The sequence below is a fragment of the uncultured Ruegeria sp. genome, from assembly GCF_947489545.1.
Lineage (GTDB): Bacteria > Pseudomonadota > Alphaproteobacteria > Rhodobacterales > Rhodobacteraceae > Ruegeria.
Window position 1 is genome coordinate 170039 of record NZ_CANLDZ010000004.1, and the last position, 26004, is coordinate 196042.

Consider the following 26004-nt stretch of genomic DNA (forward strand, 5'->3'; position numbering starts at 1 on the left):
GAGTCTGACCTCAAAGGTCTGTTGCATGTATTAGCTGCACCCGGCTGGTGGTCCTTGCTTAATGGGCCAGTTTGTCGTGAAGTCGCTGCGAGAGCCAATCCTCGCAGCAGTTGGGATCATGAGCCAGGAGCCATTCGTACCGCACCGCAGAAATCTGCCAATCATGACAGGGCAAGGCGCGTTGGCGGTGATGGCTTGGTCCATGGCTAGCCCGGCGATTGTTCTTACGTTTCTTGCGGTGTCACTGGACCTACCCGTCTTTCTGGCAGGCTTGCTGGTGACTATTCGACACGCTGCAGGCACCTTGTCAGACATGTTTCTCGCCCAATCGATTGCCCGGCTTCCCAAAAAGAAGGCCGCCATCGCCCGCACCGATCTTGCGGTTGCCGTCTGTTTTCTGCTCGTCATTCTCGCCGTCGTCTATGGGACTAGACCGATGGTTATAGCTGCATTTGTCGTCGGAATATTCGTCATTGGTGTACTGGAAGAAATCAAAAGCCTGATGATCATTGATTTCATCAGCGACAATCTGCCCTCAAAGGAAAGGATGCGCATCAGCTATACCCAAAAGGCGCTTGGCGGCGCCGCCACGATCGCAATTGCGCTGTTGCTGCATCAGCTTTTTCAGGATGCACCTGCCTTAACGCGACACAGCATGGTCATCGGGCTTGGTGCAACCTGCTTTATCCTTTCCGCGGTTTTCATTATGACCGTGCAGGAGAGGCCACCCGATCGGACTGTAAACACTGCGTCTTCCGCAATCTCTCGCCTGGACGCAATCAAAGAGTATTGGCGCGAAGCCAAAGCGCTGTTGGGTGAAAGCTGGTTTCGGAGATACGTCCTGATCCGGCTCGCGTTCGTGCTTGCCGGTCTGTCCGTCCCTTTCTATGCGCTTCTTGCCGCGGAAGCACATCATAAGTCTGCGCAGGGCCTGACAGCGCTTGTTGTTTCATCGGCGGCCGCATTGCTGGTGGCTGCACCCCTTTGGCGGGCGCTCAGCAGTTATTCCAATCGGGCCGTTATGCTATCCGGGGCGTCGATGGTTGCCGTCACCGGCGCAGGCCTGGTAGCGATACACCATTGGGGAATTGATCACAGCGTACACCTGCATGCTGTGGCGTTGTTTGTTGTAACGATTGCCGTCACAGGGCTGGGCAGCGCACGGGGACTATATTTTATGGACGTGGCTCCAAAGTCCCAGCGGATCGCAGCCCAGGCAATCTCACAAACGCTGGTGCGGCTTGCTATCGTCACCATATCCGCTGCTCTTGCGGCGATTGCCCACATGAATGAAATTGTCTGGGCGGTCGCCACAATCACTGCGGGCAGCTTGCTTGCGGTCGTCGCTATTCTGTCCTTTGTTGAACCGAGTCAGCCAAAGAACGCACAGAACAAAGAGAACGCGACATGATCGCGTCATTCACGAACTGGTGCCGTGCGGAGTTGAAGCGCATTTGAGCCAAGTTCGATCCTCGCGCAGGATAAACCGTTCTTTTTGCGCAAAAGCGTAGTTCTCCTGCCCCAGCGGATCGGCGCTGAGGCGGACGCGATAGGCTTCGTATTCGGCGAGGCTGGAAATATTGTAGATGCCGTAGGCCAGTGTCGATGACCCCTCGTGCGGGGCGAAATAGCCGATCAGGTCAGCGCCGCAGCGCGGAATCGCCTGTCCCCAGTTTTGTGCATAAGTCTTGAACTGCGCTTTCTTGCTTGGGTCGATCTGGTAACGAATGATACAGGTCAGCATTGTAGGCTCCGATTATTGACCAGAGCAGAATACATTCTTGCCTGACTTATATGTTTCGACTATGATCGAACTATGAAAGACGGACCAGATATTGCCCAGATGGCCGCGCTGATTGGTGATCCCGCGCGCGCAAACATGCTGACGGCTTTGATGTCGGGCAAAGCCCTGACAGCCGGAGAGTTGGCGCGCGAGGCGGGGATCAGCCCGCAAACGGCAAGCTCGCATCTGAAAAAGCTGCTGGAAGGCGGGCTGTTGCACCTGCGGGGACAGGGGCGCCACAAATATTACGGCCTGTCCGGTGAGGATGTCGCGCAGACGCTAGAGAATCTGATGGGGCTGGCCGCGGGACGCGGGCATCTTCGCACGCGGACCGGACCCAATGACGCCGAAATGCGCGAAGCACGTGTGTGTTACAACCATCTGGCAGGCAGTAAGGGTGTACAGTTGTTTACCTCAATGCAGACCCGTGGGTTTCTGGACGTCTCCACAGACACCGTTGTTCTGACCGATACCGGATCTGAGTTCTGTTCCGCGTTTGGAATCGATCTGGATACGCTCAGCAAAAACCGCGCGCCCCTATGCCGACCTTGCCTGGACTGGAGCGAGCGCCAAACCCATCTTGCTGGCAAGCTTGGACGTGCCATGCTGGCGCGCATGGAAGACATCGGTTGGGTGTCGCGAAAGCCAGACAGCCGCATCATCCGGTTTTCACGCGCAGGCATTCAGGCTTTCGGCAAGCAATTCGGAGTGTGACGACTATTCGACCGTGATTGTGATTACCTCTGACACGATCGGTGTTGCGTGGGGTACGTGGCCAGCATCGCCCAACACAAGCTGCAACGTATGTGGTCCAGGGGCGAGATCCAGCGTCACCTCGGTCTGACCACCGCCGAAATGGATGTGATTGTCATCTGCAGGCAAGCCATAAGCCAGCTCATCCGCACCATCTTCCCCTTCGCCCAGCGGTGGGCGGTCGATCAACAAGTGATGGTGGCCAGTGTTTTCCTTCTCGGTTCCTGCCGGCGCGACCCCCATGCCAGTTAGACCAAAAACAACGGTTACAGGCGATTGGACGGTGTCACCATCCGACAGATTCACAAAATAAACCTGCGCGTCCGGGTTGGATGGGGTTGATCCACCTGCCATGGCAAAGGTGGTGGACAGACATAAGGCAACGGCGACGAAAATGGCTTTCATGATTTCCTCCCTGGACACAAAAATGCCATTCTCAGCATAGCACGTTTGGCAAAAAGTCCAGAAAACCAGCATCAATGGGACCTCCGGGCGGGTTGGAAATCACTGTTTCCGCGTTTCCCATCTGCAAACGATCCGATTCAAAACCCTGATATTATCCCATGTCTGCCCCGTTTCCGCCCAGATTGAGCGCCAAGTTCAGTCACGAAAGCAAGACCTGGGGTACGAGAATGGACCGACTGACCGAAATGGAAGCCTTCGCCAATGTGGTGGACCAGGGTGGCTTCACCGATGCGGCCAAAAAGATGGGCATCTCCAAATCGGCCGTGTCCAAGCACGTCTCAAGCCTTGAGGCACGTCTTGGCGCACGTCTGCTAAACCGGACGACGCGCCGCGTGTCGCCGACCGAGATCGGGCTGGCCTATTACGACCGCGCCCGTCGCGTATTGAATGACGCGGGCGAAGCAGACTCGCTGGTGACCTCGATGCAATCAGCGCCGTCTGGCCTGTTGCGGATCAGTGTTGCGACCGATTTTGGCGTCAATCACCTGTCTCCGGTCCTGTCGAATTTCCTGTCGGCCTATCCCGATATCACCGTGAACATGGTGCTGAATAACCGCTACGTTGAGCTGATTTCGGAAGGGTTTGACGTAGCCGTGCGCATTGGCGAGCTGGAAGACAGCACCCTGCGCGCACGCAAGCTGACCGAAACCGTCAAACGAATGGTTGCGGCCCCGTCTTACATCGAAAAATTTGGGCGCCCACAAAAGATCGATGATCTTAACGAGCATAAGCTGCTGCATTACTCCAGCCAATCATCAGGCAATGTCTGGAAACTGACCGCGCCTTCCGGCGAAAAGAGGCAGGTTCGCACAGCCGGTTGGCTCAGCGTGAATGACGGTCAGTCGCTGTTGAATGCGGCGATTTCCGGATTGGGAATCGCATATCTGCCCAGCTATTTATATGCGGATGCACTGAAATCCGGACAGGTTCTGGATGCGATGCCATCCCTGCCTGATGAGGTTCAGGGCGTCTATGCGGTTTACCCGCCCGGTCGCTTTACGCAGCCCAAAGTACGGGCATTCATTGATTTTCTTGTAGAGTCCTTCAACGAAAAGGGCCCGATGGATTGGTAATTTCTCCCGGTGGACTGGCCCGCACTTCGGTGCGGGTCTTTTTTTGTCTGCACTTATTGAGAAATGTCAGTTCAACAGCAACACCGCCTCGACCCGGCGATTCAGATCCCGCCCTTCGGCGGTTGCGTTCGATGTGATGGGGGCCAGATAGCCAACACCCTGCGCCTCGACCCGGTCGGATGCTACGCCGTGCACGTTGATTAACCGGGTCCGCACGGCTTGTGCGCGGCGGGTACTGACGGAAGTATTTGCCTGCAGATCGCCGGTATCATCCGTGTGACCCACCAAAGCGAGCCGCATGCCCGGGTTTTCGGCTAAGAAGCCAGCCAGAAGGGTCAAAGAAGCAAATGGGCCGTCGCCCAGGGCCACTTCACCCGTGCGAAAATGAAGATCATCCAGAATCACGTGACCGGTGCGTTCAAACTCGGCCAAAAGACCACCCGTTCCGGCAACGGTCTGCTCGATCACAACAGGGGTCGGGCTTGGCCCCCCCAAGGGCGTGACGCGGATCATTTGGACATAGCCGTCTGGCGGGTTGCGGCTGACCAGAAGGCTCAGAACCTCGGACTCTTTGGTGGCTGAAAGAAATCGATAGTCCTGAATGGCGACGTACATATCCGGGGTCGGAATCACCTCGGTGCCGAACCGAAAATCGAACCCTCCGCAGGTGCGAGCTTCGCATTCGAAAAGGATGTCAAACCCCTGCGCCTCTATTTGGTCACGTAAGGGCGCCAAAAGCTGAAGCGTGGTGCTGGATCCGGCTTGCAAGCGCCAGGAAAACCGTTCCACGCGACCTTCTACGGTGCGGGCAGGTACCGAGCCATTGGCATACGGACCGGTTGGCAGATCGTAACTGTCCAATGGTGAAATCCGTTCGCTGATCTGGCGCGCACTGGCGGGCAGCGTCAGGTCCTGCGCGGCAACGGGTCCGGCCAGTATCAGGGTGCAAAGGGCAAGAAATCGGATCATCGAAATTGCGCGTGATACTCTTCGTTTGGAACCATCGCAGTGGCGCTGGCCACGCGGTTCGACATATTGAAAAAGCCAGTCACATTGGCAATGTCCCAGATGTCGCGGTCACTGAATCCTACATCACGCAGCCGTTGTCGGTCCGGTTCTTCGATTTCAGCACTGGCTGTGGTCATCTTGGCTGCAAAGTCCAGCATCGCGCGCTGACGCCCATCCAGCGGTGCGACCCGGTAATTCATCACCAGAATCTCACCCAATTGCGGATTTCCAGACAACTGCCGTACCGCTGCACCGTGGGCAACAAGACAATAGAAGCACTTGTTGATCGACGAAACGACCACCGCGATCATTTCTCGTTCAAGCTTGGACAGACCACTGCCTGACAGCATCAGATCGTTATACATTGCCGCAAAAGCGTTCAGCTTTTCGATGTCAAACGCATTGGCCTTCAGCACATTTGGCACCATGCCCAGTTTCTCGACACAGATGTCAAAATACTTCTGCGTCTCGGGCGGCAACGGATCGACCATGGGCAGGTCCAACGCGGTGGGCATGTCTTGTTTTGTCACGACGATCTCTCTCTCTCTCGACACGCTGACGGTAATGGTATTCTCCGACGATCTCCATCCCGAGCGCACGGTAGAGGCCATTGGCCCCGTCATTGGCTTTGGTGCAGATCACGCTAAGGGTCTGGGCGCCGTTGTCCATCGCCCAGAAAGCCGCAGCGCGCATGGTCCATTGACCCAATCCCTGACGTCGATGATCCGGCAAGATTTCCAGTGCATGCAACATTGCGACATCGCCGTGCATCGCGACAAACGCGGTGCCGCAGGGTTGATCGTTGTGACGTAAAAGGAAGGCCGTTTTAGGGCCTTTGGCACGCTCCATAATCGCCAGTCGTTCAGGCCCTATACCACCTGACGCCCAGATTTCGCGCATGATCACAAGCGGTTCCCAGATTGAAAATACCGTGACACGGGGGATGGGCTGGTCGGTCAGACGGGTCACTGGGCAAGAATAGATATTGACCGGATCAAGGATATCATACCCCCGGCGGGCTAGCCGCGCATCCAGCATCTCGTGACCCGGACGCAGGCAGAAGATGCGTTTCTGCCCCATCGCACTCATTGCTGCTTCGGCGGCGTCGATGTCTGCATCGGTCGCAGCGCCCAGCGCATTGGCCGCTGACACGCGTGAGCCGCCGCCCTGCCCTTGGCGCAATTGAAACGGACCCAGCGTTTCATAACTGGCAGCGGGCCAAGTGCCGTCGACGATGTCGACCCAGTTAGGGATCACAGCTGCAACTCTTTCGCCAACCGGGTCATGGCCGCGTCAATCCGCGCACCATCGGTACCCCGGACAACCACGTTGGCCCCAAACACTCCGTTGGTCTGAAACGGATAACACCCGATCGAAAGGTCGTCGAACGCACCGGCCAACACAGACAGGGTTGCGGCGATATCGCCCTCACCCCGATTCACGCGCAAAGTTTGAGACAACAAGGGACGACCGCCGGTCAGGGTTGGCAGCACACTGGCAACCATCGCCTGGAACACCAATGGGACCCCGGCCATGACATGCACATTTTCTATGGTGAAACCAGGCGCGGTCGAGACCGGATTGTCGATCAAAACCGCTCCATCCGGAATACGGGCCATCCGCAGTCGCGCGGCATTCAATTCCAGACCGGAGTTGTCATAGTGGGCCTGCAGCAACGCGCGGGCATCATCGCGCACATCGATATGCGCCCCAAAGGCGCGGGCAATGCAATCAGCGGTAATATCGTCGTGGGTCGGACCGATGCCACCACTGGTAAACACGTGGTCATATGTTTCAGACAATGCTTTGGCCGCCGCCTCAATCGCGGGCGCATCGTCACTTACGATGCGAACTTCGTTCAGATCGATGCCTTGTTTGGTCAGTTCCCCGGCCAGATAGTGCATATTGGCATCACGCGTACGACCCGACAGGATTTCGTCCCCGATCACCAGCATGGCTGCGGTTGGGTTTGACATGGCCTGTCCTTTCTTGCTGCGACGTGTGGGCAAGATATCCGTCCTGACCGGCCTCGCAAGGTCCCATTGTTAGTGACGCAAGGATTCTGTCGGCAAATTTGCGGTGATCCTGTTGAAAAGGTCCATGTCATTCAGCGACCGTGCCAAGATCATCGCTCCCTCCAGTTGGGCAATGGTTTCACCGGCACGCGCTCTTGGATCCTTTGACTCAGCCGCTTGGAACACGGTTTCAAGCCACGCAAGGTTGCGTTCAAAAAAATCCCGCGTCTGCCTGGACACAGGGTCGGGGAGTTTTGCAATCTCTGCACCAAACATACCGCACAAGCACATCAGGTCTTGTTCGATCAGGGCCGACCGGTACACCTGCACATACCGCGCGAGTAGTTCCATGGGAGAGGCCCCATCGGGCTGGCCCAACGCGTCCAGAAACCGCTCGGTGTATCGCTTGACCAGCACCTCCCCCAAGTCTTCCTTGGTGGGGAAGTGGTAGTGAATACTGGCTGATTTGATGCCAATTTCGCTGGCGATATCGCGGAAACTGAAGGCGTTGTACCCGCCCAGCCGCGCCATACGCTCGGCCACGTCCAGGATACGAGTTGCCGTCTCGGTCAGGGGTTTATCTGATTTTGCCATGGGTCACGCGTCCAAGAAATCTATCTATCATTAGATAGGGGGTTGAAAAGGAAACCGCCACTCCAATATATCTACCTATCAGTAGATAGGGAATCTGATCATGACACAAACGACAACTCTTATCATCGGTGGATCCAGTGGAATGGGCCTGGCTGCAGCAAGGCAGCTCGTGGCCAAGGGACAGCATGTCACGCTTGTCGGCACGTCAACTGCCAAGCTGGACGGCGCCAAGGCCGAGCTGGGCGCTTCTACGGAAACCCAGCAGGTCAACCTGCGCAATGCAGCCGAGGTCGAAGCCTTGATTGAACGGATCAAGACAAGCGACAAGCACATCGTGGGTCTGATCAACGCGGCTGGAACATTCTCGCCCAAACCGTTTCTTGAGCATGGGTTTGAAGACTATGACAGCTACATGGACTTAAACCGCGCTACGTTTTTCATCACCCAAGCCGTGGCTGAGAACATGAAGGCCAACGGCAGTGGCAGCATCGTCAACATAGGCTCTATGTGGGCCAAGCAGGCGGTTCGGGCGACGCCGTCCTCGGCCTATTCGATGGCCAAGGCTGGGTTGCATTCACTGACCCAGCATCTTGCGATGGAGCTGGCGGCCCACGGCATCCGCGTCAACGCTGTTTCGCCTGCGGTTGTGGTGACACCAATCTACGGCGCGTTCATCGACCCGGACCAGATCGAAGACACTCTGACCAGCGGATTTGATGCCTTCCACCCGATTGGTCGCGTCGGTCGGCCCGAGGATGTAGCCAACACAATCACCCATCTGCTGTCGGATGACGCGTCCTGGGTCACCGGGGCGGTTTGGGATGTCGACGGCGGCGTGATGGCGGGTCTGGTCTGACCCTTTTCTTGCGGGCGGGTGCGCGATATGGCAGTGGGTATGAGATTCCCGACGCCTCTTGTCCCCGCCCGCCTGATCCGCCGCTACAAACGCTTTCTGGCCGATTGCACGCTGGAGGACGGGCGTGAGATCACCGCCCACTGCGCCAATCCAGGCTCAATGCTGGGACTGGCCGAGCCAGGTATGAAAATCTGGCTGGAGCCCAATGATGACCCCAAGAAAAAGCTGAAATACGGCTGGCGGCTGGTCGATCATGAGAATGGGCACTTCACCGGCGTCGACACATCCGTGCCCAACAAAGCCCTGCGTTCCGCGCTTGAAACAGGTGAGGTTTCCGAACTGGCCGCCTATCAAACCGTGCGGCCCGAGGTGAAATACGGCGAAAACAGTCGCATTGATTTCCTACTGACCCAACCAGGGCTGCCGGATGCCTATGTTGAGGTTAAAAGCGTCACCCTATCTCGCCAACCCGGTCTGGCCGAGTTTCCCGACAGCGTCACCGCCCGCGGCACCAAGCATTTGGGGGAACTGGAGGCGATGACGCAGCAAGGTCATCGCGCGATCATGTTGTATCTGGTGCAACGCACGGATTGTCATCGATTTGCACTGGCAGCAGACATTGACCCGACCTATGCGGCGGCATTTGATGCGGGACAAGCACAGGGCGTAGAACGGCTGATCTATGGAACTCGGGTTTCGCCCGAGGGGATTGAGATAGACGACCGATTGATTTCAGGTAAACTGCTTTGAACTAAGGCTTAAACCTCTTTGAAGACTGAGTGCTGCCAATTCTACCGAAAGACCTTTGAGCCAAAACTGTCCGCCGGGTTACGAGCAGTTGGTGAGAGCACCGAAGTTTGACAGGTCAACCCCGAGGGGAATAACAAGCTGTCCGTAAACCCGTCTGCCGCCAGTGATCTGGATTTCTGGATGGATCGCAACGTTCTCAGCAGAGTCTTCTTCTCTAACCGTTTGAAAATCGCAATCAAGGAGTCCGGGCTCAGCGCGCGCTGGCTTGGGTTCCGTCCCAGTAAAATAGTCTCTGATTGACCTGTGCCGGAAGCGACAATTCCTTGAACGGGCGCTCTCAACACAGGTCAGACCAACATATTACCTCACAAAGTCTTAAGATCCGGCCACAAGTCCTTATCAAGGGCTTTGACAAAGGGTTTGAAATGGTCTGCCACGGATTTCCAACGCCCGACCGAAGACGTGTTCACAGGCTGTCGGACCTGCAAGTTGCTTGCGGTTTTGACGGCATCGGACAGGTCATGTGGCGACAGCATAGCCTCTTGGAACTGAAGATCGCAAATCCGGGCAAGGTCTTCGACTGTGCCTTTCAGATTGCTGACCAGATGCTCATACCCAATGTTGTGAATCCGACCCGGCAGCTGGTGCTGCCAATGCAGAACATAGCGGCGATATCGGTTTGCCTCCGCCGCCATCCATTTCAGGTCATGTGTGAAATACAACCCAGCCGCACCAAAATGCGTGCGCCACATCGACAGGGCAACATCCCGTGGATCGCGTTCGACGTTCAGGATAACAGCATCGGGGAAGGCCTGGGCAATTGCCCCGAGATACGCGTAGTTCCCCGGTGCCTTATCCACAAAAGCCACCGCGCCTTCGGTCAGGTTTGGCAAGTTTTCGGCATAATGATCGGCCAGTTTATCCGCTGCTTGCCATTCGGACGGCTGAGCATGGGCCTTTCGGGCCCAGTGATGCACTGACGCAAGTTCACCCAGCCCCTGAACACCGCTATGGGCAGACAAGATACGCTCGACCAGAGTTGTGCCGGATCGCGGCAGACCAACGACAAATATCGGTCGGGGAAAATCGGTTCGTGGTCCGGGTGTAGGGTTTGGCAAAGACGCGGCCAGAATCTTGCGGCATTGCTTGTCGTTGCGCGAGTCCCACTCCTTCAGGCCCTCGCGTAGAAATCCATGGGCCTCGGACAGGTGCTGCATCTCAACTGCGGTATCCTTGTCGTGACGCGCCAGGCTCGCCGCTGCAAAATGAACGACCGCAGCCCCTTCGCGACCAGAGGACCGCTTGCCTTCAAGAGTCTGGGATATCTTGGCCTTCAGCTTCAACCGATCATCCGGCGACAGGTTTGGCAGTGTCGCCGTGAATTCAAGCGTCTCGGGATGGTCCGGAATCAAATCAAGGGCCACGCGAGCATGAGTTAGAGCTTCATCGATCTGCCCCATTCCGACATGCGACTTGGCCAGACGCAAACGGCCAAAGTGAAATCTGGGGTTTTGCTCAACAAGTGTGGTCAGCAAGTCAATCGCACGTGTCCATTCGCGCAACTCGTCCAAAATATCGGCTTTCAGGCATAGAGCCTGCAAATTCTTCGGTTGCTGTTTTATCACTTTTTCTATGGCCACCAGGGCCAATTCATCTTCGTTTTCACGCAGCAGCGCCAGCGCCTGAATGTAAAGCTGGGATGGCGTCAAAGCCGCCCGGGTGCCAACTTTGTCGATGAAACGCAAAGCGTCTTCGGAATTTCCACCCTGTACCAGACTCAACCCGTAATTCTGGATCAATTCCTGATTTTCAGGATCCAAATGCCACGCACGTTCAAAGTTCGTCTGCGCCAGCTTGAATTTTTGTTGCTGGACTGCACACAATCCCGCGAGCTTGGGCAAAGCGGACACTTTCGGCCATTTTTTTGCGGCTTTGGTTGCCCGTTTGTATGCTTTGTCCGGACGACCATTTTTTAACAAATCACTAATAACAGACACTTCGGCACCCACAGGGTCGAATTTATTAATCATTTTCAAAGCCCTATCTGTCTCTTTAATTCGAACAGACCATGCCCCGGTTCACTCAAAAAATTTCCGAGGGTCTATTTGTTTCGATATGATACTTGATCAACAGCATTACAATGCGACGCCGCGCCCTCTGGTACTTTCTGCGCAAGCAGCGTAAAAGGAGTGCTGCGCGAAACATTTGGAGCCTAGCGTCGATGAAAGAACATCGTGGCCGTCTGACAAAGGACGGTATCCGCATCTATGAACAGGGTGACTTTGCCGGAATGCAAGCGGCAGGGGAACTGGCTGCGCGGATTCTGGATGATGTCGCTGACCATGTCGTTGTTGGCCAAACCACTGGCGAGATTGATCGGATCATCACACAGATGGTCGAGGATGCGGGCGCGACCTCGGCGACCATCGGCTACAAGGGCTATCAACACGCCAGCTGTATCAGCGTCAATCACGTGGTTTGCCATGGTATTCCTGGCGACAAAAAGCTGAAAGATGGCGACATCCTGAACGTTGATGTGACCGTTGTTGTCGATGGCTGGTTCGGAGACACCTCGCGCATGTATGTGGCCGGAAAACTGCCGCGCAAGGCCGAACGACTTATTCAGGTGACCCATGATGCGCTGTTCAAAGGCATTGAGATGGTCAAGCCGGGCAACACGTTCGGTGATATCGGTCACGCGATTCAGGCCTATGTCGAAGCGCATCGGATGAGCGTTGTGCGCGACTTCTGCGGCCATGGGTTGGGCCGGGTGTTCCACGCGCCGCCGAACGTTCTGCATTATGGGCGTCCGGGCACCGGTGCAAAGCTGGAAGAAGGCATGTTCTTTACCATTGAGCCAATGGTGAATTTAGGCCGCCCCGAGACCAAAACGCTGGCCGATGATTGGACTGCGGTGACGCGCGACAAATCACTGTCAGCCCAGTTTGAACATTCGGTGGGTGTCACGCCGGACGGCGTCGAGATTTTCACCCTCTCACCGGGCGGCAAGTACCACCCGACTTATTCGTCCTGATCGGCGACCTGCTCGCGCAATAGCTTTAGCAGCATCGTCTCTGGGCCCCATGGCGTGACCGCGTCATGGATGAAGATCGGTGTGCGCATAGGTTTTGGAGGCGGACCGGTGACGGCATCGGTGTCCTGCAAAAAGGCCCAGAGTGGCGGGGGAATGGCGCGGTCCATCTACAAACCATAACATAGTCGCGTCAAAGCCCCAAAAGCTGTGGGGCTTGCGCCATATCGGAAAAGACCTCGGCGCCAAGTGCAGCCAACCGGGCGCCGTCGTCATGGGCCGCGTACCCAAGGCAGCGCATGTCCGCCTTGATGGCAGCGGTAACGCCATTTTCACTGTCTTCGATGACGACAGGCGATTTAGCGTCAAAATGCCGGGCTGCGGTCCGAAACATGGTGGGGTCGGGTTTGCCGACCCCCAGAACATAGGCCGAGAACATGACGTTGCTAAAACGGTCCCACAAGCCGTTTTGACCCAGTGTGATCTGCATCTTTTCAGGCCGCCCGTTTGAAGCAACGCAGAATGGGATTCCCTGCGCATCAAGCTGTGCCAACAGTTCGGGGATACCCTCGATCAGAGGCGTCCCTGCGCGCAAAACCTCGTAGGTCTGAGCGTAAATCTGATCGGTCCACGCCTCGGGCAAATCCGCGCCCAGCCCCCGGGCTTTGTCGCGGACACCAGTCATGGTTCCGCCGACAAAAAGCGACATGCATTCGTTCAAGGAAAGATGCACACCATAGCCCGCAAGATTGTCGACTATGACCTGATTGGACAGAACCTCGCTATCGACCAGAACGCCATCGCAATCGAAAATCACCAGATCATGCATGTCACGCCCCCTTCCACCACATCAATGAGATATGGGTGTCTCCATATTTCCGCGTATCGTGCAGATCGAAACCCTCGGGCGCTGTCATAGGGGCGCTTTCCTCCCAGACGATCAGGACGTCATCAGCCAGCCAACCACCCTGCGTGATTTTGACCAAAGCCTTTTCGCCCAGCGCCTTACCATAAGGCGGATCGAGGAAGACCAGATCGTACCCCGGGCCTGGATTGTCCCCCAACCGCGTTGCGTCCCGGCGGATCAGCTCGGTGCAGGTTTTGCTGCCGGTCAAGTCAATATTTTTGCGGATCAGAGCCTGCGCCGCGCGACCGTCGTCGACAAAAGTCACATAGGATGCACCGCGCGACAGCGCCTCAAGCCCCAAAGCGCCCGTGCCCGCGAACAGGTCCAGTACGCGCAAGCCGTCAAAATCGATCTGATGGCTCAGAACGTTGAACAGGCTTTCGCGCACCCGATCGGTGGTGGGGCGCAGATGCGCGCCCACATCTCCTTTGCCAACCGAGGTCAGGGCGCGACCCCGGAACGCTCCGGCAATAATCCTCACGCTTTGAGCAACGGCTTCAGGTCCGCATCCGGGTCAGCCACCACAGTCGGATCGGCTGTTTTCCCGATCTCGATCAAGCGCTTGCCGACCATATAGGAACGCGGATCGTTCATTGCGTCAACGGCGATCAGCCGATCGCCCTTGTAGTACCAGAAGGAAACAGTTGCCCCTTCGCCGTTGCGCGTCACCACGCGATCATAGCCCGTGTTCAGGCCCGCGATCTGTAATTTGACGTCGTATTGATCCGACCAAAACCAAGGCGTCGCCACATAATCCTTGGCCGCGCCGAGCATATTCTGGGCGACGATCTCGGCCTGATCGATTGCGTTGGGCACGCTTTCCAACCGGATGCGATCACCCTTGTGCGGGAAAGACGCACAATCACCGGCCGCCCAGATTGACGGATCAGAGGTGCGGCCATGGGCATCGGTCTTGATTCCGTTGTCCAACGTCAGCCCCGCCATCTCGGCCAGCTGGGTTGCCGGCGCGATCCCGACGCCGACGATAACGAAATCCAGTTCAAGCTCGGATCCATCGGTCAAGACGGCGCCCGTCACCTTGCCGTTCTCGCCCACCAGACGATCCAGCCCAACCCCTTCGCGTATGTCTGCGCCGTAGTCGCTGTGCAAGGCGCGAAAATAGTCGCTGGTTTCAGGAGCAGCAACACGTTGCAGGATACGATCCGCCATTTCAACCAGCGTTACCTTGACCCCGCGCTTGGCGCAGACGGCGGCGGCCTCAAGCCCGATATAGCCGCCGCCCACGATCAGTGCGCGCGCACCTTCGGTGACCCAGGGGCTCATATCGTCCACATGCGCCAGATCGCGCACCACGTGCACACCATCCAGATCACCGCCTATCGCAGCGGGCAACCGACGCGGGTCTGATCCGGTGGTCAGGGCAAGCTCGTCATAGGAAATAACCTCATCGCCCAACGTCACAGTCTTGGCCTTGGCATCGATGCCCGTCACGCGCTGACCCAAACGCAGGGTGATGCTGTTATCGGTATAAAAGCTCTCGGGGCGCAGGAATAAACGTTCCAGCTCCATCTCGCCCAGCAGGTAGGCCTTGGACAGTGGCGGGCGCTGATATGGCAGATGCGGCTCGGCCCCAATCAGGGTGATATCGCCTTCGAACCCATCTTTTCGCAGCCTGGCAACAAGCGATGCCCCCGCCTGTCCGGCACCTATCACGACAATATGGCTCATGTTCCTCCCACCCTGTCGAATTCACGTGGTCACTTTCGTCCGACCACCTATATTGCGGCAGGGACTGACTCTGCAAATCCAATCGACAGGAGCACAAAATGATTTCTACCGGTGAGACTCTGCCCGATGCCACACTGATCCAGATGGGCGCTGAAGGCCCCGAAGGCGTTCGGGTTTCAGACAAGACAAAAGGCCGGAAGGTCGTCATTTTTGCTGTGCCTGGGGCATATACCGGCACCTGCACAACTGCGCACGTGCCCAGCTTCATGCGGACCAAAGATCAGTTCGACGCAAAGGGTGTAGACGAGATCATCTGCATTTCGGTCAACGATCCCTTTGTGATGAGCGCTTGGGGCGAATCCACAGGTGCCAGCGCGGCCGGTCTGACCATGCTGTCCGACGCCTCATCGGAATTTACCAAGGCACTGGGAATGGATTTTGATGCACCACCCGTGGGCCTGATTGCACGGTCCAAGCGGTACGCTATGCTGGTCGAAGACGGCAAGGTCGTCGCCCTGAACCTGGAAGAAAACCCAGGTGTCTGTGAAACTTCGGCAGGCGAAGGACTGCTGGACGTCATTTGATCCAGTTTGGCCCCGGCAGTGCTGGGGCCACATGAAGTGTATTTAACTTGATACACTCCCCCGATGGACCAATACTGGACCCGTCTTATTGGGGGGCTCATTTGTGAAACTTAGTTTGTATTCTGTTATCTTTGTCGGGGCGGGTCTGTTGGCGGCCTGCGGCCCTGCACCCACGCCACAACAACAAGCCGCACGGCAACACGAAATCGCATGTCTCGGCGGAACCCTTGGGGGCGCGTTGATCGGCGGCGCCATTGGCAACCAGTTTGGGGGCGGGTCTGGCAAATCAATCCTCACTGCGGCGGGCGCCGCTGCCGGGGGCATTGAAGGTCAGAGGTTCTCATGCTGAGGGGGTTTGGAATGAAGCGCGCAGTTGTCCTTGTCGCTGCCATGTTTCTGGCGAATGCCGTCAGCGCCGAAACCGTGGCTGAGTTGCATGAAAAAGAGTTGAACGCGATCGACACCAACAATGATGGGTTTCTGTCCAAGGACGAGTTCAACGCCTTTTCCGACTATGCGTTTCAGGAAATGGATGACGACAAGAACGGCACGCTGGGTCTGGACGAAGCCAAGCCGTTTCTGGACATCAAGCAGTTCCAGCAAGTTGACCGCAACAAAGATAGCCTTATCTCCAGAGCTGAATACGACGCCCAGATGAACCTAGATTTCAATGCGGCGGATCAGGACGGAAATAGCCAGTTGGACTAGGCCAACTCTGACAGGAGCATGGTATGAGTAAATGGATCGGCCTGAGCGCGCTTGCGCTGCTGGCGGCATGTGACGTGCCTCAGGCCCCGGTTGTCACCGGCGCGGACGGCCAGCCCCGTATTCAGATCAATACCAGCGGTCTGACCTGCTATGATACGCGCTGCCTGGACATAAACCCGGCCGCACGCAGCGTTCGGTCCATCGGCAACCGCACGACCGGGATACCGTCTAACATCAATGTCAACGATGGCACGGTAACACCGTCCGAATTCAAACAGATGGGTGTGGTGGCGTCTTTGGCTGGCGGCGTTGGATCAGGCAGCGACAGAGGCTAAAGCAAGCTGTCCATTTTGCGCGCAAGCTTTGCATCCAGCGACGACAAACCGCCCACGTCATGGGTGGACAGCACCACGTCGACTGTGCGGTACACATTCGACCACTCGGGGTGATGGTTCCACTTTTCGGCCCAGATTGCCACTTGCGTCATCCAGCCAAATGCAGCGACGAAATTGTCGAATATGAAGGTCTTGGTGATCGCGTCCCGGCCTTCAACCATGGTCCAGCCGTTGTTGAACAGCGGATCCAGCAGGGGTCCGCGGGTTTCAGTAGACAAAAGTTCGGTCATTGCTGTTCCTCCGGGTTCGATTTTCTAAACGGGCCGTAATCCGTCAGAATCTCGATCTCTTCTCCCATTGCACGGCCTTCGGCGTCTAGATACTTTTTTACCGCATCTGCAAACCCTGGATCGCCGACCCAATGCAGGCTGTGGGTGAGCGTGGGCAAATAGCCGCGCGCCAGCTTGTGTTCACCCTGCGCACCGGCTTCGACACGGGCAAGCCCATGAGCAATGGCAAAGTCGATTGCCTGATAGTAGCACAGCTCAAAATGCAGGCAGGCGTGGTGTTCAACACAGCCCCAATAGCGACCAAAAAGTGTTTCGCGACCAATGAAATTAAGCGCACCTGCGATCGGAACGCCATTACGTTCGGCCAAAACCAGCGCCATGTCGTCCGTCATGGTTTCCTGCGCGATATCAAAGAACTGGCGCGTAAGATATGGCGAACCCCATTTGCGCGCGCCAGTGTCCTGATAAAACTCCCAGAATGCATCCCAATGCTCCGGCCTCAGATCAGATCCCGTCAGGGTGCGGATCTCGCCCCCGAAATCTCCCGCCTGTGCGCGTTCCTTGCGAATGTTCTTGCGTTTGCGCGAGGACAAGTCGGCGAGAAAACAGGCGAAATCCGCATAGTTATTGTTGAGCCAGTGAAACTGCTGCGAGCTGCGCACCATAAGCCCCATCTGCTCACCCGCCAGCGCCTCATCCTGGGTACAGAAGGTTGCGTGCAGCGACGACACCTGATTGTCCGCCGCCAATTGCACCGCGCCCTGCACCAACGCCGACATGCCAATCCCTTCGTACCCGGGGCGCACCAGAAAGCGCCGCCCGGTGGCTGGGGTAAAGGGCACGGTGATCTGCAATTTAGGGTAATAGCGTCCGCCGGCACTTTCGTAAGCATGCGCCCAGCTGTGATCGAAGATATACTCGCCCTGGCTGTGGGATTTGGCATACATCGGTGCTGCCGCAATCAACATGCCATCCAGAAAGGCGGTCAGGTACTGCGGTTGCCAGCCAGTACCACGACCGACGGAACCGCTTTCTTCAAGCGCCAGCAGGAACCGATGTGTGGTAAACGGATCTAACGGACGCCCGCCATCTGCCGCATCGGGACAAGCACAACTGTCCCACTCTGCCGCAGCAATCTGCGAGAGCGATCCCAGAATCTGAACCTCGATCTGTGCCTGATCCATATGCCCTCCGCACCTGATCAGTATTTGTGGTGGGACGCGGCGGGATCAACCCGGTTGTGCGGCCAAATACCCCTCAAAGGTCACATTGTCGGCAACCTTGCGCGCTTCTGCTTCTTGTTCGGGCGACCGGACCGTCCAACACAGTATCGGTACACCCTTCGATTTGAGTTCAGCGACTCGGGGACGGGCCAGATCGTGGACTTCGTGGCTGATGAAACTGGCGCCGACCCGATCGAAGTCGGGAATCGCGCGCAGATGGCTGCAAGTTTCTTCAGACAGGGGCCAATCCTGCGGATCATATGAACTGGTCACTAGACCGCGCGGCAAATCCGGCGCCAGACGAGCCAGTTCGGCCACGCTGTTTGGATTGAAAGACATCAGCGCCAGCGGGCCATCATATCCTTGCAACGCGCGAACAGCATCCTGTTCGAGAGCCCCGACATCCGTGCCCATCGCCCCGTCCTGATCCTTGAGCTCGATCAACAACGGCACCTTGCCAGCAACCAGATCCAGCACTTCATCCAGCGTCGGAATGCCATCGTCAGCGTGCAGCAACGTGGTGGATGACGCCTGCGTAGCGGTGATCTGCCGGATTGGACCAGACTGCCCGGTCAATCGGGCCATGTCGTAGTCGTGAAACACCATCGCGCGATCATCCGAGGTCAGCTGAAGATCGACCTCAATCCCATACCCGGCCTCGACGGCAGCACGAATGGCCGCCCGGCTGTTTTCCGGACGGTTTTGCGTTTTGTCATGCAGCGCCCGATGTGCGAGCGGGGTTTGCAGGAACTCTGCTGGCAGAGACGGTGTCATTGAACCTCGAAAATACCTTCGATTTCAACAGCGACACCCAGTGGCAATGATGCAGCGCTGACAGCTGAACGGGAATGACGACCTGCATCCCCCAAAGCCTCGACAAGGAAATCTGAGGCCCCGTTGATCACCTGTGGTTGGTCTGTGAAATCTGCGGTTGAATTCACAAAGCCAGTCAACTTGATCACACGCACCAGCTTTTCGATGTCTCCACCGCAGGCTGCCCTGACCTGCGCAAGCAGATTGATGGCACAAACCTTTGCCGCCGCAGCGCCTGCTGCGACATCCATGTCATCCCCCAGTTTGCCGGTGATCAGGTCATCTGCCTTTGATATCTGGCCTGAGACGTAGACGATGTTACCGACACGCACAAAAGGCACATAGTTTGCCGCTGGTGCAGGTGCATCGGGCAAGGTCACACCCAGGCTTTCCAAATTGGCTGCGATGCTCATTTATGATCCTCCCTGTTTTCGACTCGGGCGGACGCTAACCGGGAAGATCGGATTGGGAAAGCCGGAAACCAGTATTTTCTGGAATGCCTGCAATCTTGGCATAACTTCTCTTATTCCGAACTGTTGAACCGGTGTCACTTTACCCCGGACCGGCAGGCGGGTTAAACGCAAGGTGTTTCAATTTTGACCCGAAACATCTATGTGACAACGACTTGTGCCGATACAGCACTACATTGTTGATTGAATGCCTGGTCGCGAAGGTGCTGGGCCGCTTTGGAGTAACAAAGACCGTGTTAAGCAGACTTCGCCTAAAACATCTTGTTGTTCTTCCGCTGGTGTTCGTATTGACTGCGTGCGCCTCACAACCTTCAGATCAAGCCGCCCGCGGTCAGGTTTTTGACCCGTATGAAGACACAAACCGATCCGTTCACAAATTCAACCTGGGCCTGGATCGGTTCCTGTTTCGTCCGGCCTCGAAAGGTTATGTGAAAATCGTTCCCGACCCGATGGTCACCAGCTTTAGCACATTCGCCGAGAATATCTCTCTGCCTGGACAGGCGGTTGACTATCTGCTGCAGGGCAACCCCAAGCAGATGGGTAACGCACTTTTGCGGTTCGTGATCAACATGACAGTTGGCGGATTTGGGTTATCCGCCCCTGCAGACGAACTGAACCTGCCTCCGGTTGATACCGATTTCGGGGAAACACTACATGTCTGGGGCTTTGGCGAAGGTGCTTATGTCGAACTGCCGTTCTATGGCCCCTCGACCACCCGCGATGCCGTGGGTGTCGTGGTCAACCTGTTCTCGAACCCCATCAATTTCACGCCAACGCGCCCGGCCGACAATCTGGGTGTCTATGCCGAGGTTGTACGGCGGATGGGCGACCGGGGTCGGTTCTCGGACACGGTCGATTCGATCTTGTATGACAGCGCCGACAGTTATGCGCAGGCGCGTCTGATCTATTTGCAGAATCGCCGGTTTGAACTGGCAAGAGATGACGAGGATGCCTATCTGGACCTTTACACCGATCCCTATGCCGACATCGGAACCGACCCAGTCAGGGACCCCTATTTAGACCCCTACGAGGACCCCTATGCCGAGTAACGCCTTGAACCGACGCCATTTTATTGCGACCACCCTGGCGGGTGTAGCACTGACAGCGATACCTGTGTCCGCATTTGCCCAGACTGAGGCAAGCGCCAAGGCACTGGTGAACAGCGTGGTAACCGAAATCAATCGCGTGATCGCATCGGGCAAATCGGAAAACGCCATGTTGCGTGATTTCGAAAAGATCTTTGTGCAATATGCCGACGTGCCGATCATGGCGCGCTATGCGTTGGGTGTGGATGCCCGCACCGCCAGCCCGTCGCAGCTGAAAAAGTTCACCAAGGCGTTTCAGGGATATATCTCGCGCAAGTACGGCCGCCGCTTCCGGGAATTCATCGGGGGCGAGGTTAATGTACGTAACGCCCGAAAGATCAAAGCGGGGTACGAGGTCAGAACCCTGGTGAAACTGCGCGGTTCCGCACCTTTTGATGTGACTTTTCTTGTGTCCGACAAATCGGGGCGTGACAAGTTCTACAACATGTTCATCGAAGGCGTGAACCTGCTGCTGACCGAACGAACCGAAATCGGCGCAATGCTGGATGCAAGAAAAGGCAACCTGAACCAGCTGATCAAGGACCTTGACCGGACGGGTTAAGACTGAGTGTGTTCGAACCTGCCTATTTTGCGGTTCCTCAACACAGTCCTTGAGAACTGGCGGTTATGCCGCAAACGCGCCCTTTGATGGAACACCCTGACAGGTGTCATGGCATGTAACTGCGCACCAAGGCGCTGGCGATCAGTGCCCATCCGTCGGCGATCACAAAGAACGCCAGTTTGAACGGCAGTGAAACAATCGCGGGCGGCACCATCATCATACCCATGGACATAAGAACAGCAGCTACCACCAGATCGATGATCAAAAACGGCAGAAAGATCAGAAAGCCGATCTGAAAGGCCCGGGCAATCTCGGAAAGCATAAAAGACGGCATCAGAACCGAAAGCGGGGCCTGGGCCGACAGTTCCAGCGCGTCGCCTCCGGGTCGTAATGCCGCCATGGCATAGAACGTGTCCACGTCCAAACGGTTGGCCATAAATACCCTGAATGGCTCCAATGCTCGTTCTAATGCTGTTTCAACACCCATCGTTTCTTCAACCAGTGGGCGGATTCCATCGGTCCAAGCCTCTGTAAACACGGGCTCCATGATAAAGTAAGTCAGAAACAGAGCCAGGCTTACGATCAACATGTTTGGTGGTGATTGCTGCAGCCCGATACCTTGTCTCAGGATGGCCAGAACGGTGATCAAAAACGGAAAACAAGTGATCATGATCGCTAATCCAGGCGCAAGGCTCAGCACGGTGATCAGCAGAATCAGCTGGATGGTCCGGGCCGAGATTGACCCGCCCTCGCCCAGCGAAAGCGTCAGCTCCTGTGCCACGGCAAGCGACGGGCTTAGAAATACAGCCGCACAAACCAAACAGATCAGGGCGCGCATTACCCGATCCCATTTTGCAGATCGGCAATTTCCGTCAATCGCACAGCCAGTTGACCGGCTTGATCGCCCTCCATTTCCTCGAGCAAACCGCGTGCAACCAATTGGTCTCCGACATACAGGTCAACCGGATCCTCAATCCGCTTGTCCAAGGTCAACACAGCGTTCTCGCCCATGTTCAACAGGTCCTTGATCAAAGGGCGTGCACGGCCAACCGACACGGTTACTTCGATCGGAACAGAATCAAACGGGTTCGGCTTATCTGATTTCGGGGTCTGAGTATCACTCATTTGACAAAGCCTCTCTTGCCTCAAACACATAGGAATCGAATGCGTGCGCGACCGAAGCCAGCAGAGCGCTGCAATCGATCTCGCGTCGGGAAACGCCCACTTGCAACCGCGCTTGGCCCGGGTCCAGCGACGCATCCTCAATCACGCGCGGGGTCGGCGATAAGTCGGATGGAATCATCGCCTCGACGTCTTTGGCACACCCTTTGGGCACCCTGATCTGCATCGGCTGTTCAATCTGTTCACCAGCCATGCCACACAATTGCTCGACCATCCGGGCCGCAAAGCCGCGCTCCATAGTGTCCGGCAGAACGATGCGGGTCAGGCTCTGGAACATCGGTTCCAGCGACAGCGTCATGCGGTTGATTGCCTCGTGGTAGGTGAACGACATGTCCTGCAATGCATTGCCAAGCTCGGCCGAGACCTGCCCTTGGCTTTGTTCTTGCGCCTGCATCGCGTCTTCCCACCCGGCGCCATACCCCTTTTCAAAGGCCGCAAGGTTTTGTTCTTCCAATGCTTCGTCATCCAGCAAATGAATCTTGCCGCCGCCGGACTGCACCGTGAAGTCTTCAAGAAGATGGGTAATGGGCATCACGCACGCTCCTCGCCTTCTTCAAGCCAACTGCGAAGGATCTCCACTGTCTCCTCCTGCTTGTCACCGATCATGGACCGAAGCCGATCCACCGGATCTTCTGACACAGCGGAGCCGAGCGCCGGTACATTGGCTTGCGCCGGAAGTTGCAAAAAGTCCGATCCGTCAGCCGCCGCAATTTCGCCCGTTAGCAGCGGGGCATCGTCCGCTACAGGTGCTGCGCCGGCTGGCAGTAAGGCCTGGGCCATTGCGGGTTTCATCAAGATCGGTCGGATGACAAACAACGCCAGAACCAGAGCGACAATCGCCAGAACGGCCATTTGGATGAGCGACATCGCATCCAGATGGATCTTCTGCCACATCGACGCCGAGACCAACGTCCCCTGAGGTTCAACAGCTGGCAGATCCAGAGATTTCAATGTGATTACATCCCCACGTTCGGGATCAAACCCGACGGCAGATGCAACAAGCTCTTCCAACGCGTCGAGCTCGGTCTGCGGCAGCGGTGTAAAGGTTTCGGCACCGGCGGCGTCAACTGCGCGCATGCCATTGACCAATACGGCAACGGTCAGCCGTTTGATTGCGCCAGGTGCATTATGGACCTCAAGCTCGGTCTCGGACACTTCATAGTTCACACGTTCGCGGGTTTGCGTCGCCGTCGAATTCGATTCATCACCCCCTGCACCATCACCATCAGGCAGGTTCGACGCAACAGTTACATCAGACGGCTGGTTGCGGGCGCTATCCGATTTCTCTTCAACATCCGTGCTAATCGCAACGCGACCTTTGGGATCAAAGCGCCGTTCGCGGATCGATTCCGTTTTGGTCACGGTATCGACGCTAACCTCGACCACAGCGTTGCCAGTGCCAACCCGAGCCTCGACCAGGCGCAAAACCCGTTCGCGCAATTGGCGGGACTTATCATCGGCCGTATCAGCGGCCACCGCCGTCTCCTGCCCTCCGATTACGGATCCGTTGGAATCAATAACAGCCACGTTCTCGGGCGCCAGACCACTGACGGCGGATGACACAAGAAAGCGAACCGCCTTGGCCTGATCGCCAGTGATATCTGACCCCGATGGAACCAGATAGACCGAGGCGGTTGGAGCGACGCTTCGCTGAAACGGGTTCGCCGATGCATTTGCAATATGAACCCGAGCTTGGCTGATATGGCGACCGCCGACGATCGTGCGCGCCAACTCACCCTCTTTCGCGCGCCAATAGGCGGCATCGAACATCTGCGACGTGGTACCAAAACCGCTGAGTGTATCTAGAAGTTCGTACCCACGGTTACTGTTTGCCGGCAAGCCTTCGCTGGCCAACATCATGCGCAATTCGTCCCGCTTTGCGCCTGGAACATAGATGGACCCGCCACGAATCTCGTATGGCACACCACGCTGATCCAGCGAACGGACGATGTCCCCTGCGGCACCGCTTTCCAGCCCTGCATATAGCAGTGTCATCGACGGCGCGGACACAAGCCGTGACATCCCCAATACACCAAGAAAGACCAGCACAACCGCACCAGCGACGACAATTTGTTTTCGCCTGTCCAAACCCGCCCAGACGGTTCCGATCTGCTGCACACTCACCTCCGACTCGCCGACATTCTGCCCGGCACCCCTCTTGTTTGGCCGAATGCCCTTAACAATCGGTTAGTCCATACAGGGTTATGACAGTTGCAGATTGGATGAATGAGGACGTCATGACCGACGCAACTGCAGAACAGGCGGAGGCCCCCGTAAGAAAGGGGAAAATGGGGTTGATTGTCGGGTTGATTCTGGCGATCTCAGGCGCGGCCGCTGGGTATTTTCTGACTTCGTCCGGGGTGTTGCCCTTCGGCGCCAAGGCAGAAAAGGCCGCCATTGATAAAACCCAGGAAGACATGCCCGCTAAGGCACTTGCAGATGTGGGATTCGTCGATCTTCCGCCTGTCATCGTATCTGTGAATACGGGCGAGTCGCGCCATCTGAAATTTCATGCGCAGCTCGAAGTTAACGCACCGTACATCGCCGATGTGGAAAAAATGCAGCCACGAATCATGGATGTCCTGAACGGGTATCTGCGGGCCGTTGAAATCTCGGATCTTGAGGATTCTCTAGCCCTGATACGCATTCGCGGGCACCTGCTGCGGCGCATCGGAATTGTCGTCGGCGAAGGCCGGGTGCGTGACGTTCTGGTCATGGAATTTGTACTGAATTAGGAGGCGAAATTGGAGCTGGTTGCGGATATTTTGCTGGTTGCGGGGGCGCTGGGCGCGGGTCTTTATTGCTTTGTGCTGTCACGACGGCTCAAGCGGTTCACAAATCTCGAAAAGGGCGTAGGCGGCGCTGTTGCCGTACTGTCTTCTCAGGCGGATGAGCTGAAGACATCGCTGGAGAGCGCGCGGTCGGCCTCTGACCAATCGGGCGATGTGCTTAAAGACCTCACTCAACGTGCGGAGACAGTAGCTCAGCGGCTGGAACTCATGATGGCGTCTATGCATGACCTTATCCCAGAGGAGAATGTCGAAACTGCTACCAAATCGGATGCCTCCCCCAGAGACGACCTGCCTTCTGATTCAATGACGCAGGACATCAAGGTCGCGGCGCAAGAGCTCGCTCTCTCGTCTGAATCCGGAGATGCCTCAGCCCTTGATGCCTCTGCAAAAGTCCCTGAAGGCGTGATGTTTTTCCGGCATGACCGCAAGCAGAACGAGACCCCAAAATGAGAAGTCGCCCGGCAAATGAGACGCGCGGGCATCCACGAGGTGGTGTTCTTGCGGTGATTTCTTTTTTGATGATTGGCTCAGCTGCGATTCGGGTGGGGTTGGAAGCCGGGCCAGCCCTGGCCAAATCGACAGAACCTCAGCCCATCGAAAGTAAGTCTGCCTCGGCAGATACACGGGATGTTCAGGTTGTATTGACCGAACTTTTGCGTCGCGAGGAACGCGTGCAGGAGCGCGAAGATGCCTTGGTCGAAAGGGAAAAAGCGCTGGAGATAGCAGACCGGGCAATTGAGACCAGATTAATTGCGATGCAAGAGGCCGAAGCTTCCCTGCGCGCGACGCTGGCCGTGGCGGACAAGGCTGCGGAAACTGATCTGACGCGCCTGACAGACGTGTACCAGAACATGAAGCCCAAAGATGCCGCTGCGCTGTTCGAGACCATGGACCCGACTTTTGCGGCAGGTTTTCTGTCGCGCATGCCGCCTGACGCTGCAGCTGGAGTCCTTGCCGGTCTCAGCCCCGAAGTGGCGTACACGATCAGTGTTGTGATGGCGGGGCGCAACGCCAACGCCCCGCAGGAGTAGATGCC

General features: G+C 56.7%; 35 protein-coding genes. 15 read left to right on the plus strand and 20 right to left on the minus strand.

All coding sequences use genetic code 11. The annotated features are described in order from the left end of the window. The first annotated feature begins 61 nt into the window (after positions 1-61). Complete coding sequence (locus Q1B13_RS07895) at positions 62-1411, plus strand: MFS transporter (protein WP_299799761.1); 1350 nt, start codon at positions 62-64, stop codon at positions 1409-1411. Between the two features lie 9 nt (positions 1412-1420). Here Q1B13_RS07895 and Q1B13_RS07900 read toward each other — a convergent pair whose 3' ends face one another. Then, the gene (locus Q1B13_RS07900) at positions 1421-1744 is read right to left on the minus strand and encodes an NIPSNAP family protein (RefSeq protein WP_299079185.1); all 324 of its coding nucleotides are present in this window, start codon (positions 1742-1744) and stop codon (positions 1421-1423) included. Between the two features lie 72 nt (positions 1745-1816). On the opposite strand from Q1B13_RS07900, the gene Q1B13_RS07905 reads away from it, so the two are divergent. After that, positions 1817-2497, plus strand: coding sequence for a helix-turn-helix transcriptional regulator (locus Q1B13_RS07905; protein ID WP_299079186.1), 681 nt, complete (start codon positions 1817-1819; stop codon positions 2495-2497). Positions 2498-2500: 3 nt separating this feature from the next. Here Q1B13_RS07905 and Q1B13_RS07910 read toward each other — a convergent pair whose 3' ends face one another. Further along, positions 2501-2941, minus strand: a complete 441-nt coding sequence (locus tag Q1B13_RS07910) for a DUF4399 domain-containing protein (protein ID WP_299079187.1) — start codon at positions 2939-2941, stop codon at positions 2501-2503. A 227-nt stretch (positions 2942-3168) separates the two neighbouring features. On the opposite strand from Q1B13_RS07910, the gene Q1B13_RS07915 reads away from it, so the two are divergent. Beyond that, the gene (locus tag Q1B13_RS07915) at positions 3169-4074 is read left to right on the plus strand and encodes a LysR family transcriptional regulator (RefSeq protein ID WP_120634856.1); all 906 of its coding nucleotides are present in this window, start codon (positions 3169-3171) and stop codon (positions 4072-4074) included. 66 nt (positions 4075-4140) lie between these two features. Here the strand turns inward: Q1B13_RS07915 and Q1B13_RS07920 are convergent, their stop codons facing one another. The 5 genes from Q1B13_RS07920 to Q1B13_RS07940 all read right to left on the minus strand — a co-directional run bounded on the left by Q1B13_RS07920 (position 4141) and on the right by Q1B13_RS07940 (position 7691). Then, entirely contained in the window at positions 4141-5043 is a 903-nt protein-coding gene (locus Q1B13_RS07920; protein ID WP_299079188.1) for an OmpA family protein, read from the minus strand. Beyond that, positions 5040-5612, minus strand: a complete 573-nt coding sequence (locus Q1B13_RS07925) for a peroxidase-related enzyme (protein ID WP_299079189.1) — start codon at positions 5610-5612, stop codon at positions 5040-5042. Before Q1B13_RS07925 ends, Q1B13_RS07920 begins: the two co-directional genes overlap by 4 nt. Beyond that, positions 5533-6339 (minus strand): GNAT family N-acetyltransferase, encoded by an 807-nt coding sequence (locus Q1B13_RS07930; protein ID WP_299079190.1) that lies wholly within the window; start codon positions 6337-6339, stop codon positions 5533-5535. Before Q1B13_RS07930 ends, Q1B13_RS07925 begins: the two co-directional genes overlap by 80 nt. Next, the gene (locus Q1B13_RS07935; protein ID WP_299079191.1) at positions 6336-7058 is read right to left on the minus strand and encodes a molybdopterin-binding protein; all 723 of its coding nucleotides are present in this window, start codon (positions 7056-7058) and stop codon (positions 6336-6338) included. Before Q1B13_RS07935 ends, Q1B13_RS07930 begins: the two co-directional genes overlap by 4 nt. 69 nt (positions 7059-7127) lie before the next feature. Next, the gene (locus Q1B13_RS07940; protein WP_299079192.1) at positions 7128-7691 is read right to left on the minus strand and encodes a TetR/AcrR family transcriptional regulator; all 564 of its coding nucleotides are present in this window, start codon (positions 7689-7691) and stop codon (positions 7128-7130) included. A gap of 100 nt (positions 7692-7791) precedes the next feature. Here Q1B13_RS07940 and Q1B13_RS07945 point away from each other — a divergent pair, with 100 nt between their 5' ends. Both Q1B13_RS07945 and sfsA read left to right on the plus strand, forming a co-directional pair. Continuing rightward, positions 7792-8547, plus strand: a complete 756-nt coding sequence (locus Q1B13_RS07945; RefSeq protein WP_299079193.1) for an SDR family NAD(P)-dependent oxidoreductase — start codon at positions 7792-7794, stop codon at positions 8545-8547. A gap of 39 nt (positions 8548-8586) precedes the next feature. Further along, entirely contained in the window at positions 8587-9297 is a 711-nt protein-coding gene (sfsA, locus tag Q1B13_RS07950; RefSeq protein WP_299079194.1) for a DNA/RNA nuclease SfsA, read from the plus strand. A 365-nt stretch (positions 9298-9662) separates the two neighbouring features. On the opposite strand, the gene Q1B13_RS07955 is transcribed toward sfsA, so the two are convergent. Further along, positions 9663-11327: a tetratricopeptide repeat-containing sulfotransferase family protein gene (locus Q1B13_RS07955; RefSeq protein WP_299079196.1), complete on the minus strand. Its 1665-nt coding sequence runs from the start codon at positions 11325-11327 to the stop codon at positions 9663-9665. 191 nt (positions 11328-11518) lie between these two features. On the opposite strand from Q1B13_RS07955, the gene map reads away from it, so the two are divergent. Then, the gene (map, locus tag Q1B13_RS07960) at positions 11519-12331 is read left to right on the plus strand and encodes a type I methionyl aminopeptidase (RefSeq protein WP_299079198.1); all 813 of its coding nucleotides are present in this window, start codon (positions 11519-11521) and stop codon (positions 12329-12331) included. Here the strand turns inward: map and Q1B13_RS07965 are convergent. From Q1B13_RS07965 to Q1B13_RS07980, 4 genes are read right to left on the minus strand one after another with little or no spacing between them, the layout of a single operon-like run. Next, positions 12319-12498 (minus strand): hypothetical protein, encoded by a 180-nt coding sequence (locus Q1B13_RS07965; RefSeq protein ID WP_298934296.1) that lies wholly within the window; start codon positions 12496-12498, stop codon positions 12319-12321. The genes map and Q1B13_RS07965 overlap by 13 nt on opposite strands. Before the next feature lie 23 nt (positions 12499-12521). Next, a complete protein-coding gene (locus Q1B13_RS07970) occupies positions 12522-13157 on the minus strand; it encodes an HAD family phosphatase (RefSeq protein ID WP_299079201.1) in 636 nt (211 codons plus the stop codon). A gap of 1 nt (position 13158) precedes the next feature. After that, positions 13159-13716 (minus strand): 16S rRNA (guanine(966)-N(2))-methyltransferase RsmD, encoded by a 558-nt coding sequence (gene rsmD, locus Q1B13_RS07975; protein ID WP_299079203.1) that lies wholly within the window; start codon positions 13714-13716, stop codon positions 13159-13161. Continuing rightward, entirely contained in the window at positions 13713-14924 is a 1212-nt protein-coding gene (locus Q1B13_RS07980; protein WP_299079206.1) for an FAD-dependent oxidoreductase, read from the minus strand. Before Q1B13_RS07980 ends, rsmD begins: the two co-directional genes overlap by 4 nt. 98 nt (positions 14925-15022) lie before the next feature. Here Q1B13_RS07980 and Q1B13_RS07985 point away from each other — a divergent pair, with 98 nt between their 5' ends. The 4 genes from Q1B13_RS07985 to Q1B13_RS08000 all read left to right on the plus strand — a co-directional run bounded on the left by Q1B13_RS07985 (position 15023) and on the right by Q1B13_RS08000 (position 16551). Next, entirely contained in the window at positions 15023-15508 is a 486-nt protein-coding gene (locus tag Q1B13_RS07985) for a peroxiredoxin (protein WP_299079209.1), read from the plus strand. Positions 15509-15611: 103 nt separating this feature from the next. Next, complete coding sequence (locus tag Q1B13_RS07990) at positions 15612-15857, plus strand: glycine zipper 2TM domain-containing protein (RefSeq protein ID WP_298934289.1); 246 nt, start codon at positions 15612-15614, stop codon at positions 15855-15857. Between the two features lie 11 nt (positions 15858-15868). Further along, the gene (locus Q1B13_RS07995) at positions 15869-16216 is read left to right on the plus strand and encodes a hypothetical protein (protein WP_299079212.1); all 348 of its coding nucleotides are present in this window, start codon (positions 15869-15871) and stop codon (positions 16214-16216) included. Between the two features lie 23 nt (positions 16217-16239). Further along, positions 16240-16551 carry a hypothetical protein gene (locus Q1B13_RS08000; RefSeq protein WP_298934287.1) on the plus strand — a complete coding sequence of 104 codons (312 nt, stop codon included), beginning with the start codon at positions 16240-16242 and terminating at the stop codon, positions 16549-16551. Here the strand turns inward: Q1B13_RS08000 and Q1B13_RS08005 are convergent. The 4 genes from Q1B13_RS08005 to Q1B13_RS08020 are packed head-to-tail and all read right to left on the minus strand — an operon-like array spanning position 16548 to position 19290. Then, complete coding sequence (locus Q1B13_RS08005; protein ID WP_120634715.1) at positions 16548-16841, minus strand: 4a-hydroxytetrahydrobiopterin dehydratase; 294 nt, start codon at positions 16839-16841, stop codon at positions 16548-16550. The two genes, Q1B13_RS08000 and Q1B13_RS08005, sit on opposite strands and share 4 nt — an antisense overlap. Beyond that, a complete protein-coding gene (locus Q1B13_RS08010; protein WP_299079215.1) occupies positions 16838-18025 on the minus strand; it encodes a GNAT family N-acetyltransferase in 1188 nt (395 codons plus the stop codon). The genes Q1B13_RS08005 and Q1B13_RS08010 overlap by 4 nt, the downstream gene beginning before the upstream one ends. A 45-nt stretch (positions 18026-18070) precedes the next feature. Beyond that, a complete protein-coding gene (locus Q1B13_RS08015) occupies positions 18071-18838 on the minus strand; it encodes a glycerophosphodiester phosphodiesterase family protein (protein WP_299079218.1) in 768 nt (255 codons plus the stop codon). Next, positions 18835-19290 carry a RidA family protein gene (locus Q1B13_RS08020; protein WP_299079221.1) on the minus strand — a complete coding sequence of 152 codons (456 nt, stop codon included), beginning with the start codon at positions 19288-19290 and terminating at the stop codon, positions 18835-18837. The genes Q1B13_RS08015 and Q1B13_RS08020 overlap by 4 nt, the downstream gene beginning before the upstream one ends. Positions 19291-19625: 335 nt before the next feature. Between Q1B13_RS08020 and Q1B13_RS08025 the strand changes: the two genes are divergently transcribed. Together Q1B13_RS08025 and Q1B13_RS08030 are read left to right on the plus strand one after the other, a co-directional pair. Further along, positions 19626-20396, plus strand: coding sequence for a VacJ family lipoprotein (locus Q1B13_RS08025; RefSeq protein ID WP_298934276.1), 771 nt, complete (start codon positions 19626-19628; stop codon positions 20394-20396). Next, positions 20386-20994, plus strand: coding sequence for a phospholipid-binding protein MlaC (locus tag Q1B13_RS08030; RefSeq protein WP_299079227.1), 609 nt, complete (start codon positions 20386-20388; stop codon positions 20992-20994). The genes Q1B13_RS08025 and Q1B13_RS08030 overlap by 11 nt, the downstream gene beginning before the upstream one ends. A gap of 106 nt (positions 20995-21100) precedes the next feature. On the opposite strand, the gene fliP is transcribed toward Q1B13_RS08030, so the two are convergent. Genes fliP through fliF form a run of 4 tightly spaced genes read right to left on the minus strand, consistent with a single transcriptional unit; the run spans position 21101 to position 24294 of the window. Continuing rightward, positions 21101-21832: a flagellar type III secretion system pore protein FliP gene (gene fliP, locus Q1B13_RS08035; RefSeq protein ID WP_299079230.1), complete on the minus strand. Its 732-nt coding sequence runs from the start codon at positions 21830-21832 to the stop codon at positions 21101-21103. After that, positions 21832-22119, minus strand: a complete 288-nt coding sequence (locus Q1B13_RS08040) for a FliM/FliN family flagellar motor C-terminal domain-containing protein (protein WP_298934270.1) — start codon at positions 22117-22119, stop codon at positions 21832-21834. Before Q1B13_RS08040 ends, fliP begins: the two co-directional genes overlap by 1 nt. After that, positions 22112-22708 (minus strand): ABC transporter ATP-binding protein, encoded by a 597-nt coding sequence (locus tag Q1B13_RS08045; RefSeq protein ID WP_299079233.1) that lies wholly within the window; start codon positions 22706-22708, stop codon positions 22112-22114. The genes Q1B13_RS08040 and Q1B13_RS08045 overlap by 8 nt, the downstream gene beginning before the upstream one ends. Next, positions 22708-24294, minus strand: a complete 1587-nt coding sequence (fliF, locus tag Q1B13_RS08050; protein WP_299079236.1) for a flagellar basal-body MS-ring/collar protein FliF — start codon at positions 24292-24294, stop codon at positions 22708-22710. Before fliF ends, Q1B13_RS08045 begins: the two co-directional genes overlap by 1 nt. A 119-nt stretch (positions 24295-24413) precedes the next feature. Here fliF and fliL point away from each other — a divergent pair, with 119 nt between their 5' ends. The 3 genes from fliL (at position 24414) to Q1B13_RS08065 (ending at position 25999) form a co-directional block, all read left to right on the plus strand. Beyond that, positions 24414-24911 carry a flagellar basal body-associated FliL family protein gene (fliL, locus tag Q1B13_RS08055; RefSeq protein WP_299079239.1) on the plus strand — a complete coding sequence of 166 codons (498 nt, stop codon included), beginning with the start codon at positions 24414-24416 and terminating at the stop codon, positions 24909-24911. Positions 24912-24920: 9 nt separating this feature from the next. Beyond that, entirely contained in the window at positions 24921-25418 is a 498-nt protein-coding gene (locus tag Q1B13_RS08060; RefSeq protein ID WP_299079242.1) for a hypothetical protein, read from the plus strand. A 68-nt stretch (positions 25419-25486) separates the two neighbouring features. Continuing rightward, positions 25487-25999, plus strand: coding sequence for a hypothetical protein (locus tag Q1B13_RS08065; protein ID WP_299799764.1), 513 nt, complete (start codon positions 25487-25489; stop codon positions 25997-25999). Positions 26000-26004 lie beyond the last annotated feature (5 nt).

Bases quoted from the DNA above. Each gene is read 5' to 3' on its own strand.
- fliL (WP_299079239.1), top strand. From the start codon at position 24,414: ATGACCGACGCAACTGCAGAACAGGCGGAGGCCCCCGTAAGAAAGGGG.
- Q1B13_RS07915 (WP_120634856.1), top strand. From the start codon at position 3,169: ATGGACCGACTGACCGAAATGGAAGCCTTCGCCAATGTGGTGGACCAG.
- Q1B13_RS07970 (WP_299079201.1), bottom strand. From the start codon at position 13,157: ATGCATGATCTGGTGATTTTCGATTGCGATGGCGTTCTGGTCGATAGC.
- Q1B13_RS08040 (WP_298934270.1), bottom strand. From the start codon at position 22,119: ATGAGTGATACTCAGACCCCGAAATCAGATAAGCCGAACCCGTTTGAT.
- Q1B13_RS08065 (WP_299799764.1), top strand. From the start codon at position 25,487: ATGATTGGCTCAGCTGCGATTCGGGTGGGGTTGGAAGCCGGGCCAGCC.
- Q1B13_RS07980 (WP_299079206.1), bottom strand. From the start codon at position 14,924: ATGAGCCATATTGTCGTGATAGGTGCCGGACAGGCGGGGGCATCGCTT.
- Q1B13_RS07985 (WP_299079209.1), top strand. From the start codon at position 15,023: ATGATTTCTACCGGTGAGACTCTGCCCGATGCCACACTGATCCAGATG.
- Q1B13_RS07900 (WP_299079185.1), bottom strand. From the start codon at position 1,744: ATGCTGACCTGTATCATTCGTTACCAGATCGACCCAAGCAAGAAAGCG.
- Q1B13_RS07895 (WP_299799761.1), top strand. From the start codon at position 62: ATGGGCCAGTTTGTCGTGAAGTCGCTGCGAGAGCCAATCCTCGCAGCA.
- Q1B13_RS08010 (WP_299079215.1), bottom strand. From the start codon at position 18,025: ATGGATCAGGCACAGATCGAGGTTCAGATTCTGGGATCGCTCTCGCAG.
- Q1B13_RS07955 (WP_299079196.1), bottom strand. From the start codon at position 11,327: ATGATTAATAAATTCGACCCTGTGGGTGCCGAAGTGTCTGTTATTAGT.
- Q1B13_RS08020 (WP_299079221.1), bottom strand. From the start codon at position 19,290: ATGAGCATCGCAGCCAATTTGGAAAGCCTGGGTGTGACCTTGCCCGAT.
- Q1B13_RS07920 (WP_299079188.1), bottom strand. From the start codon at position 5,043: ATGATCCGATTTCTTGCCCTTTGCACCCTGATACTGGCCGGACCCGTT.
- Q1B13_RS07945 (WP_299079193.1), top strand. From the start codon at position 7,792: ATGACACAAACGACAACTCTTATCATCGGTGGATCCAGTGGAATGGGC.
- Q1B13_RS07995 (WP_299079212.1), top strand. From the start codon at position 15,869: ATGAAGCGCGCAGTTGTCCTTGTCGCTGCCATGTTTCTGGCGAATGCC.
- Q1B13_RS08045 (WP_299079233.1), bottom strand. From the start codon at position 22,708: ATGCCCATTACCCATCTTCTTGAAGACTTCACGGTGCAGTCCGGCGGC.
- Q1B13_RS07965 (WP_298934296.1), bottom strand. From the start codon at position 12,498: ATGGACCGCGCCATTCCCCCGCCACTCTGGGCCTTTTTGCAGGACACC.
- Q1B13_RS07905 (WP_299079186.1), top strand. From the start codon at position 1,817: ATGAAAGACGGACCAGATATTGCCCAGATGGCCGCGCTGATTGGTGAT.
- Q1B13_RS08005 (WP_120634715.1), bottom strand. From the start codon at position 16,841: ATGACCGAACTTTTGTCTACTGAAACCCGCGGACCCCTGCTGGATCCG.
- fliP (WP_299079230.1), bottom strand. From the start codon at position 21,832: ATGCGCGCCCTGATCTGTTTGGTTTGTGCGGCTGTATTTCTAAGCCCG.
- Q1B13_RS08000 (WP_298934287.1), top strand. From the start codon at position 16,240: ATGAGTAAATGGATCGGCCTGAGCGCGCTTGCGCTGCTGGCGGCATGT.
- Q1B13_RS07910 (WP_299079187.1), bottom strand. From the start codon at position 2,941: ATGAAAGCCATTTTCGTCGCCGTTGCCTTATGTCTGTCCACCACCTTT.
- Q1B13_RS07940 (WP_299079192.1), bottom strand. From the start codon at position 7,691: ATGGCAAAATCAGATAAACCCCTGACCGAGACGGCAACTCGTATCCTG.
- Q1B13_RS07935 (WP_299079191.1), bottom strand. From the start codon at position 7,058: ATGTCAAACCCAACCGCAGCCATGCTGGTGATCGGGGACGAAATCCTG.
- Q1B13_RS08030 (WP_299079227.1), top strand. From the start codon at position 20,386: ATGCCGAGTAACGCCTTGAACCGACGCCATTTTATTGCGACCACCCTG.
- Q1B13_RS08015 (WP_299079218.1), bottom strand. From the start codon at position 18,838: ATGACACCGTCTCTGCCAGCAGAGTTCCTGCAAACCCCGCTCGCACAT.
- map (WP_299079198.1), top strand. From the start codon at position 11,519: ATGAAAGAACATCGTGGCCGTCTGACAAAGGACGGTATCCGCATCTAT.
- sfsA (WP_299079194.1), top strand. From the start codon at position 8,587: ATGAGATTCCCGACGCCTCTTGTCCCCGCCCGCCTGATCCGCCGCTAC.